Genomic DNA, 20686 nt, shown 5'->3' on the forward strand with positions numbered 1-20686 from the left:
GCGGCCGCGCCTCTTTAAAAGTCAGGCTTAGCGGTATTTCTCGATGAATTCGTCGATGGACAACTTGCGAAAGTCCGGAAGCCGTTGCTTCAGCTCGTCATGGTTCCAGTCCCACCAGGAAATATCGATCAGGGCCTGTTCCTGTTGTTTTGTGAAACGCCGTTTGATTTCTTTGGCGGCCACTCCACCCACAACGGTATAGGGCGCAACATCCTTGGAAACGACGGCCCCGGCAGCGACAATCGCCCCCGTGCCGATGGAAACGCCGGCAAGCACCGTCGCATTGTGGCCGATCCAAACGTCGTGGCCGATGGTCACCCAATCGTCCTTGCGCCACTGGAAGAAGTCCGTGTCGTCGTCGCCAAGGTCATAGGCAGCCGCGCGATAGGTGAAATGGTGCTGGGAGGCGCGCCAGGTTGCGTGGTTGCCCGGGTTAATGCGCACGCGCCGGGCGATGGAGCAGAACTTGCCGATGGTCGACCAGACGACATCGCCTTCCTGCACGATATAGGAATAGTCCCCCATGTTGCTTTCGCGCATTTCCGTGCGTGCACCGACCTCGGTCCAGATACCAAGATCACAGTTCAACACCCTGGCATCCGGATGAATGTTCGGGGCTTCGCTCAAGGCGGGCTTCTGGGTCGGCGCGGACATTTGGTCTCCATCGATAGTGGTAGGGACAGCAGAGCCGCCTTTTAGCCGTGCCAGTGTCGTCCGTCATGACGCTTTGATGACGTTGAGGTGACTTCCTTGTCTTTTTTCACACGCGTCTCCCCAAGCGAAAATGACCGCGGGCAGGTGGATGCTGTCATTTTGAGCACGGATTTCTGAGCTGATTTTAGCCAGGCAAATGGAATGACGATTGCTCCCGGAAAGTGCTGAGAGACTTGCGGAATCCCTGGCTCGGACAGTCGATTAGTCTATGGCCAGGGCGGGGATGTCATTGATTTGTCATAAAATTTTAGGCTTCCCGTCAAAGGAGTGTCATTTTTCTGTAATCGTCCGGTGGCTCTTGTCGCGCAGCACAAAGAACACAACGGACAGGGCTGACGCGTGATTCAATTTCAGGAAGTCACCAAGACCTTCGGGTCTCGGACCGCGGTCAACAAAGTAACTTTTAATATCGAAAAACCGCAGATGGTCGGGATCATCGGCCGGTCCGGTGCCGGCAAGTCCACGCTGCTGCGCATGATCAACCGGCTGACGCCTGCAAGCTCCGGGCAGATCCTGTTCGAGGGCCGGGACATTCTCGGTCTGAAGGGCGGTATGATGCGCCGCTGGCAGCGCGATTGCGCCATGGTGTTCCAGCAGTTCAACCTGGTTCCGCGTCTGGATGTGGTGACCAACGTTATGCTGGGCCGTCTCAACGGTCACGGCACCTTGAAAAGCCTCTTCAACATCTTCAGCCAGGAAGACGTCAATTCCGCGCTCGCTGCGCTCGACAGGCTGGGCATTGCCCAGGAAGCCACCAAACGGGCCGAGGAACTGTCCGGCGGTCAGCAGCAGCGCGTTGCCATTGCCCGCGCCCTGATGCAGGACCCGCACATGATCCTTGCGGACGAGCCGATTGCCTCGCTTGATCCGATGAATGCCAAGATCGTCATGGATGCGCTGCGCGAAATTCATGAGCGCGACAACAAGATCGTCATCTGCAATCTGCACACGCTCGACACCGCACGGACCTATTGCGACCGGGTGATTGGCATGCGCGACGGTTTCCTCGTGTTCGACGGGGCTCCGGAAGCGCTGACCACGGCTGTCGCACGCGAAATCTACGGTGCCGATGAAAGCTTTAACGAGGCGGCGACGTCCACCGCCATCGATGCCGGCCAGTCCGGTTCCAGAGAATCCGCCGGTGCGATGACCCCGGCGGCAGCAGCGGTCTGACCCGCCTGCGCACCCGCTTAACGTCATCAATATTGAGAACTCTCGGGGAGTGTCCCAAATGAAACTCGTTGCTAAAGTTGCTGCGCTTGCTGCCGTCAGCATGATCGCCCTGAACGCTTCTGTTGCCGGTGCAGCGGAAATCACGGAATTCCGTATCGGCCTGCTCGGCGGCGAAAACGCTTCCGACCGTCTGCGTGCCAACGAATGCCTGCGCGAAAAGACCGAGGAACTGCTCGGCGTTCCCACAAAGCTGTTCGCTCCGGCTGACTATAACGGCGTTATCGAAGGCCTGCTGGGCGGTAACCTCGACATGGCGTGGCTCGGCGCTTCCGGCTATGCAAAAGTCTTCCTGACCGACCCGGAAGCCGTTGAGCCGGTTCTGGTCAAGGTCAACAACGATGGCAGCTACGGCTACTATTCCATCGGCTTTGCCCGCGTCGACAGCGAGATCAATTCCCTTGAAGACATGAAGGGCAAGACCTTCGGCTTCGGTGATCCGAACTCCACGTCCGGCTACCTGATCCCGTCCATCGAAATCCCGAAACTCGGTTACTCCATGAAGCCGGGCGAGTATTTCTCCGACGTCGTCTTCACCGGCGGTCACGAGCAGACCATCGTTGCCGTGTTCAACGGCGACATCGCTGCCGGTGTGACCTGGGCTGACGGTCTCGGCGAATGGGAAGACGGCTACAACTCCGGTGCGCTGCGCAAGGCAACCGACGCCGGTCTGGTCGACATGACAGAGATCAAGGAAATCTGGCGTTCGCCGGTGATCCCGGAAGGCCCGGTTGTTCTGTCCAAGGAGCTGCCGGACGACGTCAAGGCGAAGATGACCGAACTGATGGCCAACCTCGTCAAGGAAGACCAGGAATGCGCCTATGGTGTCATGGCCGGTGAAGCACGCGGCTTCGAGCCGATCACCCATGAAGCTTACGAGTCGATCGTCGCTGCCCGCAAGGCAAAGAGCGAATAATCGCCGACTTCGAACTCTGCGCGGGCCGGTTTCCGGCCCGCGTTCTGTCCTGAGGACCGGTAACGGGCCTCAACACCGCCCGAAGGGCCTGGGCTCGGCAGGGTTTAGCCTGCACCGCCACCCCGCTCCGGTTGAAGCGAGCATCAAGTAAAGGTTCCAAACAATGGCTGTTGCCGCACTCGAGCAGGAAATCCTGTCCATGCGCAAACGCCGCCAGCTCTATTCTTTGATAGGGCTGTTGCTGGTCGTCGCGGTTCTGGTCTCCGGATATTCGAAATCCAATGCGATGAATTCCGGCGGATTCATTCAGGGCCTGTCCAAGTTCTTCGACTATCCGGGCGAAATCGTCGTTGAAGCCTTTGACGCCGGCCCGGCCTTTTTCTCGCTGATACTGCAGTTCGTTCCGGCCATGCTGGAAACCTTGAACATTGCCGCGGTTGCGACCCTTCTCGGCGGCGCGATGGCAGTGGTGCTGGCCATGGCCTCAACGCGCAATGTCGATAGCTGGGGACCGCTGATCCCGGTCGTGCGCCGCATCATGGACATCACGCGCGCCTTTCCCGAGCTGATCATTGCCCTGTTCCTAATCTTCGTGCTCGGCTCCAGTCCGGTGCCGGCCATGATCGCGGTTGCCTTTCACACTGCCGGTGCGCTTGGCAAACTCTTTTCCGAAGTGAACGACAACATCGACCGAAAGCCCATCGAGGGCCTGTCGGCCTGCGGGGCCAGTTGGCTGCAGCGCATCCGCTTTGCGGTGCTGCCCCAGGTCGCCCCGAACTATCTCAGCTATTTCCTGCTGCGACTGGAGATCAACGTGCGGGCTTCGGCCATTCTCGGCTTCGTCGGCGCCGGGGGTATCGGCCAGGAGCTGCGCCGCACCATCGGCTGGGGCAAGGGCGCGGGCGACGAAACCGCCGCGATCTTTGTCCTTCTGTTCATAACCATCATGGCCATCGACCAGCTTTCGTCCTATCTGCGCGGCAAGCTGGTCGGCACCGGCCGGGCGCATTGAGGGGATTTCTCATGACCGTCGATACGCTCGAAACTCCCGTCACCCAGGCTTTGGTCTGGAGCAAGGTCCGCCAGCGGGCGCTGATCACCGTGGCCGTACCCCTCGCGATCCTCACCTACCTCGTCTACACGTGGTTTGCTTTCGGCGTGCCGGACCTGCTGTCCCGTGCCCAGCCGGAGCGGGCCTTGATCCTGGCAACCGATTCCGTTGCCTACAAGGTGCACGTCACCAAAGATTTCCGGCGTAACGAGTTCGAAGTCGCAATCGAAGGCGAGCGCACCGCCACTTACGACAATGCGAAAGTGCCCGAGTGGGTTCAGCTCAACGGCGAAAACGGCGTGGTCGACCTCGGCGACGGTTACCGGGTCGAGATCGACGGCAGGACGGCTCTATTCACCATCCCCGGCTATGGGGTGGTGGAGGGCACCGCGACTGCCAAGGGCGTCGAAACGGTTCTGCCGGAAGGGCCGGCTCCCGACTGGATCAAGGTCGACCCGCGCAAGCTTGACGTTCGCCCGACGCTTGACCGGCGCCTGCAGATCACCAAGACGAAGATCGAGGTCCACAACTACTTCGGCGGCTGGGAAAACTTCTGGTTTCCGTTCCGCTCGCCGCTTTACGGCATGTCCTTCAGTCAGCTTTATGCGCTTGCGCTGAGTTCCGATCGCATGGACCCGGACACGTCGAACCTCTGGTTCATCGTCGACGAGTTTCTGGAAAACCCCGACTGGCAGCACGGCAAGGTGTTCACTGCCTTGTTCGAGACCATCATGATGGCCGTGCTCGGCACGCTTACAGCCGCGTTCTTCGGTCTGCCGCTGGCGTTTCTGGCCGCGCGCAACTTTACGCCGTCGAAACTGCTTCGGTTCGGAACCCGCCGCATCTTCGATTTCCTGCGTGGCATCGACATGCTGATCTGGTCGCTGATCTTCATTCGCGCGTTCGGCCTTGGACCGCTCACCGGGGCGCTGGCAATCGCCTTCACCGATACCGGCTCGCTCGGCAAGCTGTTTTCCGAAGCGCTGGAGAACATCGACAACAAGCAGGTTGAGGGCGTGAGGGCGACCGGCGCCAACCAGATCCAGCGGTATCGCTACGGGGTCATCCCGCAGATCCTGCCGGTTTTCGTCTCCCAGGTGCTTTACTACCTGGAATCCAACACCCGGTCAGCCACGGTTATCGGCGCACTCGGGGCAGGGGGCATCGGTCTCCTGCTGGTCGAAACCATGAAGACCTCGCGTGATTGGGAAAACACCAGCTACATCATCATCCTGACCATTGTCGTGGTGATCCTGATGGACCAGACGTCCGGCTGGCTGCGCCGGAAGCTGATCGAAGGCAAATAGAGCCTTCGAACCTGAAAAAGAGACGACCCGGCCCGGCGAGGGGCCGGGTTCGTCTTGATAACTCCCGCTCCCCCCTTTTTGCCGCATTTATGTCGCGCTAGCGTGGCAGCGTTCGGAAACTGCTTCGAAGCTGCGGAGGGGCCTGTGCATCAGGGCATGCGAAATCACATTGTGAATGTTGCGTTTGGAACCGGTCTGTCGATGATGGCCATGACGGGATCGGCTTTTGCCATCGAAAGCTGCGTGGCCTCCCTGAAAAAGCAGGCGGTTGCCGCCGGTGTCCGTCCGGACATAGCCGAAAGCATGTTGTCGGGCGTAACCTTCGACGAGAAAGTCATCCGCTTTTCGACGTCCCAACCCGAACACAAGACCGAAATCTGGGACTACATGGCTTTTCTGGTCGATACGCAGCGCATCCAGGATGGCAAGGCCAACCTGAAAAAGCACAGCAGCACGCTTTCCTCCATCGAAAAGAGATACGGGGTCGATCGGCACGTGGTCCTGGCCGTCTGGGGCATCGAGAGCGACTACGGCAATTTCCGTGGCGATTTCTACACCCCGCACGCGCTTGCAAATCTGGTCTGCGCCGGCAAGCGTCGCCAGAAGTATTTCCAGGGCGAACTGATCAAGACCATGCAGATCGCCTCGCGCGGCGATGTTCCGGCCAAGGATTTTGTCGGTTCCTGGGCAGGAGCCTTTGGTCAGACCCAGTTCATGCCGAGCACCTACAACAGCCTTGCCGTCGACTTTGATGGCGATGGACGCAAGGATCTGGTGAACTCTGTTCCCGATGCGCTGGCGTCAACGGCGAACTTCCTGAAAAACGCCGGCTGGAGCAACAGCCGGCCCTGGGGGTACGAAGTCAAGGCACCGAAGAGCTACAGCGGCCCGTCGGGCCTGAAGAACTACTCCTCCCTGTCAACCTGGGCCAAACGGGGCTTCACCAAAATCGACGGTGGCGGTCTTTCCGGCAATCTGGATGCAGCCCTGATCCAGCCGGCAGGGGCGGGCGGTCCGTCCTTCCTGGTGACGCGCAACTTCCGGGCGCTTCGCTCCTATAATGCGTCGACCTCCTACGGTCTGGCGATTGCCCTGTTGTCGGAGCTCGTGTCCGGGGGGGACCCGTTCAAGACCCCCTGGCCGACGGATAACCCGGGCCTTTCCCGTGCGCAGCGCGTGGAGTTGCAGAAGCTCCTCAATCGCAATGGCTTCAATGTCGGTGAACCGGATGGAAAGGTCGGCCCGGCCACACGTGAAGGCATCCGCAAGGCCGAGGCGCGCCATGGCCTGCCGGTGACGGGCCGTCCGTCGTGGAACGTCTATACGGCGCTTGGCGGAAAATAGCGGCAAGGGGTTCTTGCCCGCTCTTGCCGGTAACAGGTTTGGTTTTCGGGTCAGGAAGCGTTGGCACCCTGTGGCAACGAAACATCCAGGCTGGAATGGAGGCAACTCCTGTTCCGGCCAGTTTTCTTTGCCTGATACATGGCTTCATCCGCGTTCCTGAGCAGCTCATATTCCAGGTCAGGTCCGTTGGGCTGAACCGCGACCCCGACGCTCGCACCGACTGTCCTGTCCTCGGAACCCTCGATTGAAATCGGCAGGTTGATCTCGCGGACGATCTCCTCGGCCAGGGTTGAAAGGCTGTCGGCACCAATGCGCCGCGTCGACAGGATAAGAAACTCGTCCCCGCCCATCCGGACAATCGTCTCGTCCTCGTGCAGCAGATCCGACAGCCGGGTGGCGATCGCCTTGATGACCTGATCTCCGACTGAATGGCCGTAATGATCGTTGACGCTCTTGAACCGGTCCAGATCGATCAGAATGGCGGCGATTTTCACGCCCGGAGCCATGCCGGTTCTGGTCGTTTCGAAGAATTTCGACATCATCCGGCGGTTGCCGATACCTGTCAGGGCATCATGCAGGGCATTGAACTCGATCCGGGCGTTGAGTTCCCGCAAGCTGGTATTGGCTTCCTGCAGTTCCGCATTCAGGGTTTCGGTTCTGGTGCGCAGTTCCCGCTCGTAATCGGCCTTGCTGTGCGCCAGCCGAAATTCCATGCGGTTGCGAAAGTCGTTGCTCTGACGTTCCGTTTCCTCAGTAAACATCTTTTTCTGAAGGGTCACATAGGCCTTCAGATAGTCCAGTGCGCTGCGATGCTCTTCCAGAGCTTCATGGGTCTGGGAAAGCTTCAGGTAGAAGCTCCGCATCCAGTGGTTATAGTCGGCGCCCACCGCATTCAGAAGACCGTTTTCCAGTTCTGCCCGCGCTTCATCAAAGCGTTTTTCTTCAAAAAGGCTCAAACCCAGCACGTAATAGAGGTGGCAGGCGACCCGTTGGTCCTGGCTGAACTGAGATGCCGCAAGGCCCTTGGCGGCGCATCTGCGCGCTTCTTCCAGCGCACCTGCTTCCACCAGCGCGGCCCCCAGAACCTCGTAGGCGTAAGGCAGATTTACGGCGTTGCGATGCTCGAGCGCATCTGCCAGGCAGGCCTTCGCCGCGTCAACGGCGGCTTCAACGGTGCCGCAGCGCAATTCGGTTCGCGACAGGGTTTGCAGGATGTGAGAGCGTTCATAGACAAGGCCCAGCCGATCGGCGATGGACATGGCTTCCTGCAGCTTGGACTGTGCCTTTTCATAGTCGTGATAATAGGCGCACATGTTGGCGAGCACGGTCAGCGGTTCGATGCCGGCAGGGCCATGAGCCCCGGCGCCCAGGATTTCAAGGCTTTCCCCCAGAATTGCGTCGGCCTTGCTCAGTTCACCGAGGCTGTAGACGCAGACCGATTTGATCACCAGAAGTTCGGACCAGCCTTCCGGATCCTGCTTCGGATCCATCATCGAAAAGGCCTCGTCGGCAAGCTTTGCCGCCGCATCGAAATGACCGGACCAGCGCTCCAGCCAGGCAAGATTGAACTGAAGCGGACGGTTGCCGGGATCCGGTGTCGGGTCCTGTTGCAGGGCGTCATACAAAAGGCGCTTGCAGAACGCCGGATTACGCCATCGAAGGGCCCAGCTTCGCTCTTGCAGTTCCTTCAGGTGCGCCTCCATCAACGGTAGCTTTTAAAAAACACCAAGTCTGATCATAGGCATATTTCCGTAAACGCGGCGGAAATTCATTTGGATAAGCCATAGATTTGTTGCGTTGCGAAAAACAACAGCGCAATATATTGGTGAAATTCTGGAGGTTTAGGCATGTCCGGGCGGATATTGACTGTTGCACAGCAAAAAGGCGGGTCAGGGAAAACCACCCTTGCGGCTCACCTTGCCGTTGCGCTTGCCAAACACTCCGGTGAACCGGTGGCGATCCTCGACGTGGATCCGCAAGGGTCCCTGGGAACCTGGTTCGAGGCAAGGGAAGACAGCCTGGGCGAAGACAATACCGGCCTTGAGTTCCGGACAGCTTCCGGGTGGGGTGCAAGGCGCGAGGCCCGCTCGCTCGCCAAGTCTCATGGCTATGTGATTATCGATACACCGCCCAAGACCGACAGCGATGCCAAGCCGGCCATCGATGCGGCGGACTTCGTGATTGTTCCGATCCAGCCGACACCGGTCGATCTGTGGGCAACGTCGCAGACCATCGAGATGGCCGCGCGGGAAGACACGCCCGCACTGCTGGTGCTGAACCGCGTGCCGCCCCGCGCTTCCCTGACAGGCGAAATGGCCGAGGCCATAGCAGCCTCCGGCTATGACGCGCTCAATGCGCGCCTCGGCAACCGGACCGTTTTTGCTTCCGCTATGGGCAAGGGATGCGCCGTGACCGAGGATGCACCGTCCAGCAAGGCAGCCCAGGAAATTGCGTTGCTGATAGAGGAGCTGGTCGGCAGGATCGGCTAAGGTCTCAAGGCGCGGAAACGCATCAAATATAGCTTGTTTTGAGGCATTGATAACACCGCTGAAGACCAATCCGGTCAAATCCGAATGACATGAAAATGGCGTCGCTGCATTTCGTCAGCCTGCTTGACCGGGCATAAAGCCTGCACCGGGAAACGCTCCCGACTCGGTCCGTCATTTCTCTTGCCATTTCGTTTTCATTTACGGAGCGACGCCCTAGCGTCAGCAGAGTTCACTCTAAAATCTTTTTTGCCTTGTCCTTGTCACGATCCGGTGCCTTGATAGGGGAAATTATAGGCCCCGGAGGATTGGCCATGTTCGTTTTTTCGATTGTTTCCCAAAGGCTTTCCATGAATTTCAAGCATCGCTTCAAGACGGCCGCGAAGACCACGCTGCTTGCTGTGGCAACCGCAGGCATGGCCGGTATCATGGCCACATCCGCAGGTGCGCAGGACCGGCGAATAGTCACCATCGATGATGCCGATTTTTTCGGCGGTGACTATCGCACCGTGAAAGATGTCGATCTGGATGGCTGCAAGTCCGTCTGCCTGGGCGACTCGCAATGCCGCGCCTTCACCTTCAACACCTCCGCAGGCTGGTGTTTTCTGAAAACCGACCACGGCGAATTGCAGAGCTTTGCCGGTGCTGTCGCCGGCCGCGTCGTCGAGGTAAAAGCACCGCGCGCCGACCAGAGCGCAGACCGCAAGGCCGAGCTGGTTTTTGTTCCCAAGTCTCAGTTGGAAAGCGCACAGACCTATTCCCTGAGCATTGCAAATTCGGTGCGCCCCAATGGCCAGACGGCAGACCAGTTGCGTCGGAGCGGTCAGGACGCCCTCGGCGCGCGAAACGGTGCGCTTGCCGAAGCTGACTTCCTCCAACTGATCAAGCTGGAACCGGGTGAGTTCGATGCCTGGACCCAGCTCGCCACGGCGTTGATGCTGCAGGATCCTGATAGCTGGGAGGAAAGGGAAACCAAACGCAAGAACGCGGTTTCCGCCTCGATCAATGCCTATCTGCGCTCGGTGAGTGCACCTGAACGTGCCTTGGCGCTGGAAATACTGGGCCGCTCGCTGATCCGCAGCAGCGAATACAAGACTGCGATCAAGGCCTTGCGGGCATCGCTGGTGGCTGAGGAAAACTCCAGTGTCCGCCGCCAGTATGCGGATCTTGTGGCCGAACATGGCTTCCGGATCGTCGATCACGAAGTGGATTCTGACAGTGCGTCCCCGCGCATCTGTCTGGTCTTTTCTCAAAAACTGCCGCTCGGCCAGGACATGAGCCCTTATGTCAGCGTAAGCGGCGAGGGCACCTTTGCAATCGAGTCGGAAGGCAACCAGATCTGTGCCGACGGGCTCAAGCATGGTGGCCGCTACCAGATCACAGCGCGCAGCGGCCTGCCGGCCGCCGATGGCGAGAAACTGGAAAAGACCGCCGACCTGACAGTCTATGTCAAGGATCGCTCGCCGTCTGTCAGCTTTCTGAGCCGCTCCTACGTTCTTCCCGCCGGTGGCGACCCCACCATTCCGATAGTTTCCGTAAACACCTCGGAAGTCGAAACCTCGATCTACCGGATCGGCAACCGCTCCATCGCAGATATCCTGCGTGACAACCGCTTCCTGCGGCAGCTCGACAGTTGGCGGGCAGACCAGATCGAGGACGAATTGGGCGAGAAGGTCTGGTCGGGGATCGTCGAGACCGGCAACGACCTCAACCAGGACATCACCACCGCCATACCGATTTCCGAAACCGGCATCGAGCTGAAGCCGGGTGTCTATGCCATGACCGCGCGCTCCAAGCTGGATCAGCAGAACCGCTGGGGCACCCTCGCGACCCAATGGTTCCTGGTGTCCGATCTTGGTCTGACGGCCCTGTCGGGCGACAACGGCATTTCGGCCAACATTCGCTCTCTGACGAGCGCCGAAGCCCTGGAAGGCGTGACCGTGCGCCTTTTGGCCGTCAACAACGACATTGTGGGGGAAACCGTCAGCAACGCAGAAGGCTTTGCGGATTTTGCCGTTGGCCTCACACGTGGCCGGGGCGGTCAGGCACCCGGTATTCTGGTCGCGGAAACGTCCGAGGGCGACTATTCCTTCCTCGACCTGCGCAAGCCTGCGTTCGATCTTTCCGACCGCGGTGTCGAAGGCCGCGCAGCACCGGGGCCGCTCGACGTTTTTGCCTGGACGGATCGCGGTATCTACAAGGCCGGCGAAACCGTGCACGCACAGGCACTGCTGCGCAACGCAAGTGCAACCGCGCAGGAAGACTTCCCGCTCACCTTCATCTTCAACCGCCCCGACGGGGTCGAGCACGCCCGCTTTACCGTGAACGACGGCGGGCTCGGCAGCCATCTTCAGGATGTGACGCTGACTGCGTCCGCGCAACAGGGCATCTGGTCCTGGCAGGTCTTTGCCGATCCGAAGGGAAGGGCGCTCACCGAACAGACCTTCCTGGTGGAAGACTATCAGCCCGAGCGTGTCGATTTTGACCTGAAGACCGATGCGAAGGCCTTTAACCGCACCGGACCGACAGCGGTTTCCCTGGATGCCAAATATCTCTACGGTTCGCCGGCGAGCGGCCAGGCGCTGGAAGGCGATGTCATCGTAAGGCCCATCCGTACGCTTGAAGCCCATCCTGGCTATCAGTTCGGCATTGCCGATGCGGATGCCTATTCACAGCGCGGGTCTCTGTCGTCCGGCCTGAAGACCGACGACGACGGCAAGCTCACCTTTGACGTCTTCATGCCCGACCTTCCCGAAACGACCATGCTTTATACCGGCGAGCTGATTGCACGCCTTGTGGAAGCAGGTGGCCGTTACGTGGAACGGGATCTGGATCTGCCCGTTGCCATCGACGGACCGCGCATTGGCGTGAAGCCGGCCTTCGACGACGGTGGTGTCGACGAAGGCGGCCCGGCAGACTTCTCAGTGATCGTCATCGATGAGGACGGCAAGGAGATGGATGCGGCCGATATCGGCTGGACCCTGTCCAAGGTCGACCGGCGGTATCAGTGGTACCGTTATGACGGCAACTGGTCCTACGAACCGATCACCACGACCCGCCGCGTCGCCACCGGCACCTTGCAGGTGAGCGCCGGGCAGCCGGCACAGCTTTCCCTTCCGGTGGAATGGGGCGAGTACCGTCTCGATGTCGAAGGCAACGGAACGCTGCAGACATCGACACGCGTCACCTTCAACGCCGGCTGGTATTCCGCCGATGCGTCGTCCGATACACCTGATTATCTGGACGTTGGTCTCGACAAGACCAGCTACCGGCCGGGTGACACGGCCAAGCTGCGCCTGAAGCCGCAGATGGCCGGGATTGCCGTGGTCAATGTCGTTTCCGGCGGGCTGCTGGCCAGCAAGACCGTTGAAGTGGCTACCGAGGAAACCGAGGTCGAGATACCGGTCAGTGACGACTGGGGGGCAGGGGCCTATATCACGGCAAGCCTCTACCGTCCCATGGACCTGGACCAGAAGCGGATGCCGTCACGCGCCGTGGGCCTGTCCTGGCTGCAGGTCGATCCGGGTGACCGGGCGCTTGACGTGGAATTGTCGGCACCGAGCAGGATCCTGCCCGAGACGACACTGGACGTGCCGGTGAAACTTGCGAACCTGAAAGCGGGAGAGCAGGCCTATCTGACGGTTGCTGCCGTCGATGTCGGTATCCTGAACCTCACCGGGTTCAAGACACCCGATCCCGAGAAATGGTACTTCGGCCAGCGGCGCCTTGGCACTGATTTTCGTGATCTCTATGGCCAGTTGATCGACCGAATGGCCGGTACCCGCGGGCGGGTCCGATCCGGAGGAGATGCCGCAGGCATGCGGCTCGATGCACCCCCACCAGACGAAGAACCGCTTGCCCTTTTCTCCGGACTGGTGACCGTTGGTGACAACGGCGAAGCGACGGTCTCCTTCGATATCCCGGCCTTCAATGGCGCTGTCAAACTGATGGCGGTTGCCTGGACAAAGGACGGTGTCGGTTCTGCCGATCAGGAAGTGGAAGTGCGTTCACCGGTCGTGATGACGGCAAGTGCACCAGCCTTCCTGGCACCTGGCGACCAATCGCGCATCGCGCTGGAGATCGACAACGTCGACGGCCCGTCGGGCGCTTATACTCTCGACGTCTCCGTGGCGGATGGACTTCGCCTGGAAGGCGGCAGCGCGGATCAGTCGCGCACGCTTGATCTGGAAAACGGCAAGAAGGAAATGGTTCTTCTGGCTGTTTCGGCAGAAGACATGCTGACCAGGGCAGAAGTCGTGGCGTCTCTCACCGGGCCCCAGGGCGAAGTCTTCGTCAAGCGTTTCAGCCTCGAGGTTGAAGATACCCAGCCCGAAGTCGTCCGTCAGTCCAGCTTCTCGCTGGCGTCGGGCGACAGTCTCTCGGTGGATGCGGATACGTTCGATGGCCTGCGTGCGGACACGGTCGATATCACCCTGTCTGCGGGCGGCGCGGCAAGTATCGATGTCGCTGGCCTTCTGGCGGCACTTGACCGTTATCCCTATGGCTGCACCGAGCAGACGACCAGCCGTGCCCTGCCGCTGCTTTATCTCAGCGAAGTTGCGGAGGCTGCCGGCCTGGGTGGTGACAGCGCCATTCGGGAACGGGTGGTCAAGGCGATTGCCAGGATCCTGTCGAACCAGTCCTCTTCCGGTGATTTTGGTCTCTGGAACAGCTATGGCGGCGGTGACACCTGGCTGAACGCCTATGTCACCGACTTCCTGACGCGCGCTCGCGAGAAAGGCTATCTGGTTCCCGACCTCGCGTTCACCTCGGCGCTGGACAATCTGGAAAACAGATTGGCCTATTCGTCCGACTTCCAGGATGGCGGCGAGGACATCGCCTATGCGCTTTATGTGCTGGCCCGCAACGGCCGCGCCTCGATGGGCGACCTTCGCTACTACCTGGATGCCAAGCTGCAGAACTTCGCAACACCGCTCGCCAAGGCACAGGTTGCCGCGGGGCTTGCCCTTTATGGCGAGCGTGAGCGGGCGGCCACCGGTTTCCGCGCGGCACTTGCCGCCTTGCCGAAGGAAGCTCCGCAGTATTACCGCGACGACTATGGCTCAGTCCTGCGCGACAGCGCCGGCGTGACGGACTATGTCGTTTCGGCATCCATGGACGACAGTCTGAAGACAGACGCCATCGACTTCCTGAAAACGGCCCAGGCCAACAAGCCATACCGGTCGACACAGGACATGGCCTGGCTGCTTCTGGCTGCCAATGCGCTCAACGAATCCGCGCAGGACGCGAAGATCTCCGTTCGTGGTGAAGTGACACCGGGGCGTCTGGCCTGGTCGCTTGCCGGCAGCGAAGTCACGGGGTTCCCGGCGGAGGTGAAGAACAACGGTGACACCGCAACGGAGCTTCTCGTTTCCGTCGCCGGTCAGCCGCTGGTACCTGAACCTGCCGGTGGTAAGGACTATGCTGTCGAGCGGACGGTCTACGACCTGGACGGCAACCCGATCGACCCAACCGCTGTTCCGGTCAATACCCGGCTTGCCGTTGTCGTGACCGTGCGGGCCCTGACGGATCATCCGGGCCGGCTTATGGTGGTCGACCGCTTGCCTGCCGGTCTCGCGATCGACAATCCACGGCTTGTGCGGTCCGGTGATCTCGGCGGCCTTTCGTTCCTTGATACGATCGATCAGCCCGAGCATTCGGCCTTTTACAAGGACCGTTTCGAAGTGGCTGTCGACCAGACCCGTTGGAGCAGCAAGGAACTGACCTTCGCCTATCTTGCAAGGGCGGCAACGCCGGGGGACTATACGCATCCGCCGGCGTCGGTCGAGGACATGTATCGTCCGGACCGGCGCGCCATCACGGCAACCGGCAGGTTGGTTGTTCTCGGGCCGACGCGGTAAGGCCGGACGATGAAGACACTGGCGCGGCGGGACTGGCAAATGACCCGGCGGTGGCTGGCTGCCGCCGGTCTTGGCGCTGCCGCGCTGTCGCTTTGCCTGTTTGCAAAGGTGGGGCACGACTACGCGTCGCTGCCGGTTCCGCCACGTGTTGCAGATCTGTCGTTGTCGGTCGTCGTTCTCGACCGGAACGACCGCCTTTTGCGCGCCTTCACCAGCCACGACGACAAGTGGCGCTTGCCGGTGGAATTGGCCGAAATCGATCCGCTTTATTTCCGGATGCTGCTGGCCTTCGAGGACAAGCGGTTTTTCGAACATGGCGGGTTCGATCCGCGGGCGTTGATTCGCTCCGCCCTGCAAAGTCTCAGGAACGGCCGTATCGTCTCAGGCGGGTCGACGCTCACCATGCAGGTTGCACGTCTGCTGGAAGAGCAGCCGACAAAGTCGCTTCAGCGCAAATATGAGCAATTGCTTCGAGCCATTCAGCTTGAGGCGGCATTCTCGAAAGAAGACATCCTGCGCCTCTATGCGTTGCGGGCTCCCTTCGGAGGCAATCTGGAAGGTGTGCGCGCGGCAAGCCTGACCTGGTTCGGCAAGGAGCCGGGCCGTCTCACACCTGCGGAAACCGCGTTGCTGGTGGCGTTGCCGCAAAGTCCGGAGGCCCGGCGGCCAGATCGTTTTCCCGAACGCGCGCGCGAAGCCCGAAACCGGGTGCTGCGCCGGGCAGCGGCCGCCGGTGTTCTAAGCAGGGAAGAGGCGGCTTCGGCTGCGGCCGAGCCGGTCAGGTCCGTCCGCTACGCAATGCCGTTCCTGGCACCGCATGAAAGCCGGCAGGCACGTGCCGATTCGCCTCAATCGCCCGTCCACCGGTTGACCATCGACCTTGAGCTTCAGCGCGCGCTCGAAGCGTTGGCCAGGCGCAAGAGCGAGACGATGCCTGCGCCCGTCTCTCTGGCAATCCTGGTGGCGGATCACCAGAGCGGGGACATTCTGGCAAGCGTCGGCGCGCCCGACCTGCTCGATACCCGCCGCCAGGGGCATGTCGACATGACCCGCGCCACACGTTCGCCGGGTTCAACGCTGAAACCGTTCATCTACGGCCTTGCCTTTGAAGAAGGTATCGGTCTGCCGGAAAGCTTCATTGAAGATCGGGCAACCAACATCGGCGGATACCAGCCGACGAATTTCGACCAGTCCTACCAGGGGACGGTCACCTTGCGCGAAGCGCTGCAGTTGTCGCTGAATACACCGGCCGTGAAACTGTTGGAAGCAGTGGGGCCCGCGCGGCTGATTGCGCGCCTGAAACGGGCCGGTGCCAATCCCGTCATGGAAAAAGGCATCGCACCGGGTCTTGCCATCAGCCTTGGCGGTCTCGGACTGTCCCTGCGGGATCTGACCCAGGCCTACGCGGCAATGGCGCGCGGGGGCGAGCCGGTCGCTCTGTCGGTCTGCCGCGCGGATTGCGGAGGGGACAGGCCGCCGGTGTCCTCAGCCCGTGTCCTGTCTGAAAAAGCCTCCTGGCTGGTTGGCGACATTCTGTCTGGATTGCCGCAACCGCAAAGCGCCGAAACGCACCATGTCGCCTACAAGACCGGCACGGCCTACGGCTACCGGGATGCCTGGGCGGTCGGTTATGACGGACGGTATGTGGTGGCGATCTGGTCGGGACGCCCGGACGGCACGCCTGTTCCCGGGGCGACGGGTGCTTCTGTCGCGGTTCCGGTTCTCTTCGAGACATTTCAGATCCTGGGGCCGGACAGGGTTCCGCTCCCCGACGGTCCGGCGGAAGCCATGGGTTTTGCCGGGCGGCAGGTTCCCGAACCGCTTCGCTTTGTTCGCTTGCCGCAAAACCGCGGCACCATGCGCACAGGCGACACCTTGCAGATTTCCTATCCACCGGACGGTGCGGAACTTGATCTGGGATTCGCACAAGACAGCACATCGAACCAGGCGTCGCAGCCTCTTGTGGTCAAGTTCAAGGGTGGCGCCGGGCCGTATTCCTTCCTGGTCAACGGCCACCCCCTTCACACCGGCCAGCGGGAGCGGCAACTGATCTGGCAGCCGGACACACCCGGTTTTGCGGATGTGACCGTGCTCGATGCCAATGGAAACAGTGCCGGAATAACCGTACTTCTGCGTTAGGGGACATTGATCATGCCCCAAGGATCACTCGGTTTACTGGAGTGGTGAAATGATCTCCGCCGAAGGGAATGAGGTAGGCGAGGCGGCTTTACTGCTTCAGCCGACGAATCTCTATCAAACGCGTTGTTTCATCCAGTCACCGCGAATCTTTCTGATTCAGAATGAGCTGCAAAGCATGTGGAAGACGAGATTCGATTTACGTATTCGGGTTTCAAAGGTTTTTCTACACTCGTCTGAGTGGTGCCTAGCCTTCCCAAAGGGAAGCGTGTGAATTTCTTTGTTATTTCTCGACTATTTCGTTAAAAGAGAATAAATAAAGAAAAAATGAAAAACATCACTGATGTATACAATTCAAAACTTGAAGTATGTGGTGATTTTTGTTTTGAATTTATCTCAGATTTCGGTTGTCTTATTTTTTTCTTTGTTGTGTTACGCCGAAAAGGGCGTGAGGTCTGCCTCACGTATCCGTGAGTTTTGCAGAGTTTTCCTGGGGTGATTGCTTTTGTATTCCCTTGGGTAATGAAAAACGGGTTGCAAAACAGCATGTTGCAGAAAAAACACACAGATACCTGACTATGCTTCCCCAAGGCAGTTTGGGCTTGCTGTGCCACGTCGAGTTTGGTTCTTAGCTTCTGCGACGGCGAGTAATCGCCAGTAAAAACGGTTCTGACTTTTCTGCTGAATTGTTTTTGTACGAAATCGCGGGGATGGAGCCCGCCGGTCCTTGAGGGTCAGGTTCGGTTCCAATGAAAATTGACTTTTGGAGGTCAGATATGAAACTCAAGAGCTTGATGCTCGGCGCTGCAGCTGCTGCTGCTGCCACCACCGCACAGGCAGCCGATCTTCCGGTTGCTCCGGAGCCGGTTGATTACGTTCGCGTCTGTGACGCTTACGGCGCACGCTTCTACTACATCCCGGGCACCGAAACCTGCCTCCGCGTTGGCGGCCGTGTTCGTACCCAGGTAACCGTCAACAACACGCTGGACAACGGCGCATGGGGCAACCGTGATTCTGACGGCTACTCCTGGCTGTCTCGCGGCTACCTGTACCTGGACGCTCGCACCGCAACCGAATTCGGTACCCTGCGTGCATACGTCTCCATGTACTCCACCGTTACGAACGCTGCTGGTTCCGCAACGCTCGACAACGCTTACATCCAGTGGGGCGGCCTGACGGCTGGTCTTCTGACCTCGAACTTCGACATCTTCACCGGTCAGACGTTCATGGGTGTTGTTAGCCGTAACTGGTCCGACCAGACGGTCAACCAGATCGCTTACACCGCAGCTTTCGGCAACGGCTTCTCCGCTACGATCGCTCTGGAAGATCGTTCGCATCGTGAAGTTGGCACCTACGGCGGCACGCGTGCACCGGACCTGGTCGCTGCTCTCGGCGTTTCCCAGGGCTGGGGTTCTGCACAGCTGTCCGGTGCTCTGCACCAGGTTTACCCGGATCGTGCAAACGCACACCAGACCGGCGCAACCAACAACGGTGCTGACGATTCCCTGGGTTGGGCAATCGGCGGTGGCGTAGCCATCAACCTGCCGATGCTGAACTCCGGTTCCAACATCTTCTTCCAGGGCTTCTACGCAGACGGCGCTCTGTCCTACATCGGCGCAGGCAGCACCGTTGGCGGCGTAGCAGTCTCCGATTACGGCCCGACCAGCGGCACCTCCACCGGCTACTCCCTGTCGGCTGGTGCTTACATCCAGGCAACTTCCACGATCGGTCTGGCACTTGACGGTTCCTACATGGACATCGATCAGCCGAACGGCGCAACCGATCTGTCCCGTTGGGCAATCGACGGTTCCGTACAGTGGGAGCCGGTCTCTGGCTTCGTAATGGGTGCTGACGTTGGTTATGCCAACACCGACCCGGACAACGCATCTGACGTTGACGAACTCCTCTTCGGTGTTCGTATGCAGCGCACCTTCTAATCATCTGATTAGATTTCTGGCTGTGATCCTCTGAACTCCAGTCAGTCTCGCGGCCCGGCAGGCTTCAATCTGCCGGGCCGTCCCCATTTTGATTCCCCGAGAATCTGCATGGGAAGAGGCTCCTGGCCTCCCGGTCAAAGGCCGGTCAGATCGGCGTTTTTGCCGAGAATCCTAACAGTTCCTAAATTTCCCATCTGTTTTTGTGACATTCGCGCAACACCGGTTTTTGAAAACAGCCGCTGCGGTAGGTCAGAACCGTATTCTGTGTTGAACCGGGAAATTGGATGCGTATGGTCATCCTTGCGAGCGGCTTCGAGCCGCACTGATTTGTCTGCCTCGGACGTCCAACCTCCGGTCGGTGACAAACTCAGAAACAATTCGCGGGGACAATGGCGCTTTTCTTTGGTGCCAATTGAAATGACTGATTGGAGGTCAGATATGAAACTCAAGAGCTTGATGCTCGGCGCTGCAGCAGCTGCTGCTGCCACCACCGCACAGGCAGCCGATCTTCCGGTTGCTCCGGAGCCGGTTGATTACGTTCGCGTCTGTGACGCTTACGGCGCACGCTTCTACTACATCCCGGGCACCGAAACCTGCCTCCGCGTTGGCGGCCGTGTTCGTACCCAGGTGATCGTCAACAACACGCTGGACAACGGCGCATGGGGCAACCGTGATTCTGACGGCTACTCCTGGCTGTCTCGCGGCTACCTGTACCTGGACGCTCGCACCGCAACCGAATTCGGTACCCTGCGTGCATACGTCTCCATGTACTCCACCGTTACGAACGCTGTCGGCTCTGCAACGCTCGACAACGCTTACATCCAGTGGGGCGGCCTGACAGCTGGTCTTCTGACCTCGAACTTCGACATCTTCACCGGTCAGGCGTTCATGGGTGTTGTTAGCCGTAACTGGTCCGACCAGACGGTCAACCAGATCGCTTACACCGCAGCTTTCGGCAACGGCTTCTCCGCTACGATCGCTCTGGAAGATCGTTCGCATCGTGAGGTTGGCACCTACGGCGGCACGCGTGCACCGGACCTGGTCGCTGCTCTCGGCGTTTCCCAGGGCTGGGGTTCTGCACAGCTGTCCGGTGCTCTGCACCAGGTTTACCCGGATCGTGCAAACGCACACCAGACCGGCGCAACCAACAACGGTGCTGACGATTCCTTCGGCTGGGCAATCGGCGGTGGCGTAGCCATCAACCTGCCGATGGCTTCTCCGGGCTCCAACATCTTCTTCCAGGGCTTCTACGCAGACGGCGCTCTGTCCTACATCGGCGCAAGCAGCACCGTTGGCGGCGTAGCAGTCTCCGATTACGGCCCGACCAGCGGCACCTCCACCGGCTACTCCCTGTCGGCTGGTGCTTACATCCAGGCAACTTCCACGATCGGTCTGGCACTTGACGGTTCCTACATGGACATCGATCAGCCGACTGGCGCAACCGACCTGACCCGTTGGGCAATCGACGGTTCCGTACAGTGGGAGCCGGTCTCTGGCTTCGTAATGGGTGCTGACGTTGGTTACGCCAACACCGACCCGAGCAACGCGTCTGACGTTGACGAACTCCTCTTCGGTGTTCGTATGCAGCGCACCTTCTAATCAACCCTCACTCGAGGTTTGATGGAAAACCCGGCGGAAACGCCGGGTTTTCTTTTGTCTTGTCGAGGCTTAAAAGTCTGCAAAGAGCTGCGCATATTGTGTTGC

Annotated in this window: 12 protein-coding genes; 10 read left to right on the forward strand and 2 right to left on the reverse strand. The window is 59.8% G+C overall.

What is annotated here, in order from left to right; all coding sequences use genetic code 11:
* Window positions 1-27: 27 nt before the first annotated feature.
* The gene (locus tag SIAM614_RS01510; RefSeq protein ID WP_006931464.1) at window positions 28-654 is read right to left on the reverse strand and encodes a DapH/DapD/GlmU-related protein; all 627 of its coding nucleotides are present in this window, start codon (window positions 652-654) and stop codon (window positions 28-30) included.
* Window positions 655-1053: 399 nt separating this feature from the next.
* Here SIAM614_RS01510 and phnC point away from each other — a divergent pair, with 399 nt between their 5' ends.
* The 5 genes from phnC (at window position 1054) to SIAM614_RS01535 (ending at window position 6562) form a co-directional block, all read left to right on the forward strand.
* Window positions 1054-1887, forward strand: coding sequence for a phosphonate ABC transporter ATP-binding protein (phnC, locus tag SIAM614_RS01515; protein WP_006931465.1), 834 nt, complete (start codon window positions 1054-1056; stop codon window positions 1885-1887).
* A 58-nt stretch (window positions 1888-1945) separates the two neighbouring features.
* Window positions 1946-2860, forward strand: coding sequence for a phosphonate ABC transporter substrate-binding protein (phnD, locus tag SIAM614_RS01520; protein ID WP_006931467.1), 915 nt, complete (start codon window positions 1946-1948; stop codon window positions 2858-2860).
* Between the two features lie 163 nt (window positions 2861-3023).
* Complete coding sequence (phnE, locus tag SIAM614_RS01525) at window positions 3024-3872, forward strand: phosphonate ABC transporter, permease protein PhnE (RefSeq protein WP_006931469.1); 849 nt, start codon at window positions 3024-3026, stop codon at window positions 3870-3872.
* Window positions 3873-3883: 11 nt separating this feature from the next.
* Window positions 3884-5218: a phosphonate ABC transporter, permease protein PhnE gene (phnE, locus tag SIAM614_RS01530; RefSeq protein WP_006931471.1), complete on the forward strand. Its 1335-nt coding sequence runs from the start codon at window positions 3884-3886 to the stop codon at window positions 5216-5218.
* A gap of 156 nt (window positions 5219-5374) precedes the next feature.
* Entirely contained in the window at window positions 5375-6562 is a 1188-nt protein-coding gene (locus SIAM614_RS01535) for a lytic murein transglycosylase (protein WP_040438752.1), read from the forward strand.
* Window positions 6563-6612: 50 nt separating this feature from the next.
* Here the strand turns inward: SIAM614_RS01535 and SIAM614_RS30405 are convergent, their stop codons facing one another.
* On the reverse strand, window positions 6613-8265 hold the full coding sequence (locus SIAM614_RS30405; protein WP_006931475.1) for a diguanylate cyclase: 1653 nt from the start codon (window positions 8263-8265) through the stop codon (window positions 6613-6615).
* A 144-nt stretch (window positions 8266-8409) separates the two neighbouring features.
* Here SIAM614_RS30405 and parA point away from each other — a divergent pair, with 144 nt between their 5' ends.
* The 5 genes from parA (at window position 8410) to SIAM614_RS01565 (ending at window position 20581) form a co-directional block, all read left to right on the forward strand.
* Complete coding sequence (gene parA / locus SIAM614_RS01545; protein WP_006931476.1) at window positions 8410-9051, forward strand: ParA family partition ATPase; 642 nt, start codon at window positions 8410-8412, stop codon at window positions 9049-9051.
* A gap of 311 nt (window positions 9052-9362) precedes the next feature.
* On the forward strand, window positions 9363-14909 hold the full coding sequence (locus tag SIAM614_RS01550; protein WP_006931478.1) for an alpha-2-macroglobulin family protein: 5547 nt from the start codon (window positions 9363-9365) through the stop codon (window positions 14907-14909).
* A gap of 39 nt (window positions 14910-14948) precedes the next feature.
* Entirely contained in the window at window positions 14949-17048 is a 2100-nt protein-coding gene (gene pbpC / locus SIAM614_RS01555; protein ID WP_198137235.1) for a penicillin-binding protein 1C, read from the forward strand.
* Window positions 17049-17821: 773 nt separating this feature from the next.
* Window positions 17822-18982, forward strand: a complete 1161-nt coding sequence (locus SIAM614_RS01560; RefSeq protein WP_006931481.1) for a porin — start codon at window positions 17822-17824, stop codon at window positions 18980-18982.
* A gap of 438 nt (window positions 18983-19420) precedes the next feature.
* On the forward strand, window positions 19421-20581 hold the full coding sequence (locus tag SIAM614_RS01565; protein WP_006931484.1) for a porin: 1161 nt from the start codon (window positions 19421-19423) through the stop codon (window positions 20579-20581).
* Window positions 20582-20686 lie beyond the last annotated feature (105 nt).

It is taken from the genome of Roseibium aggregatum IAM 12614 (assembly GCF_000168975.1).
Taxonomy (GTDB): Bacteria; Pseudomonadota; Alphaproteobacteria; order Rhizobiales; family Stappiaceae; genus Roseibium; species Roseibium aggregatum.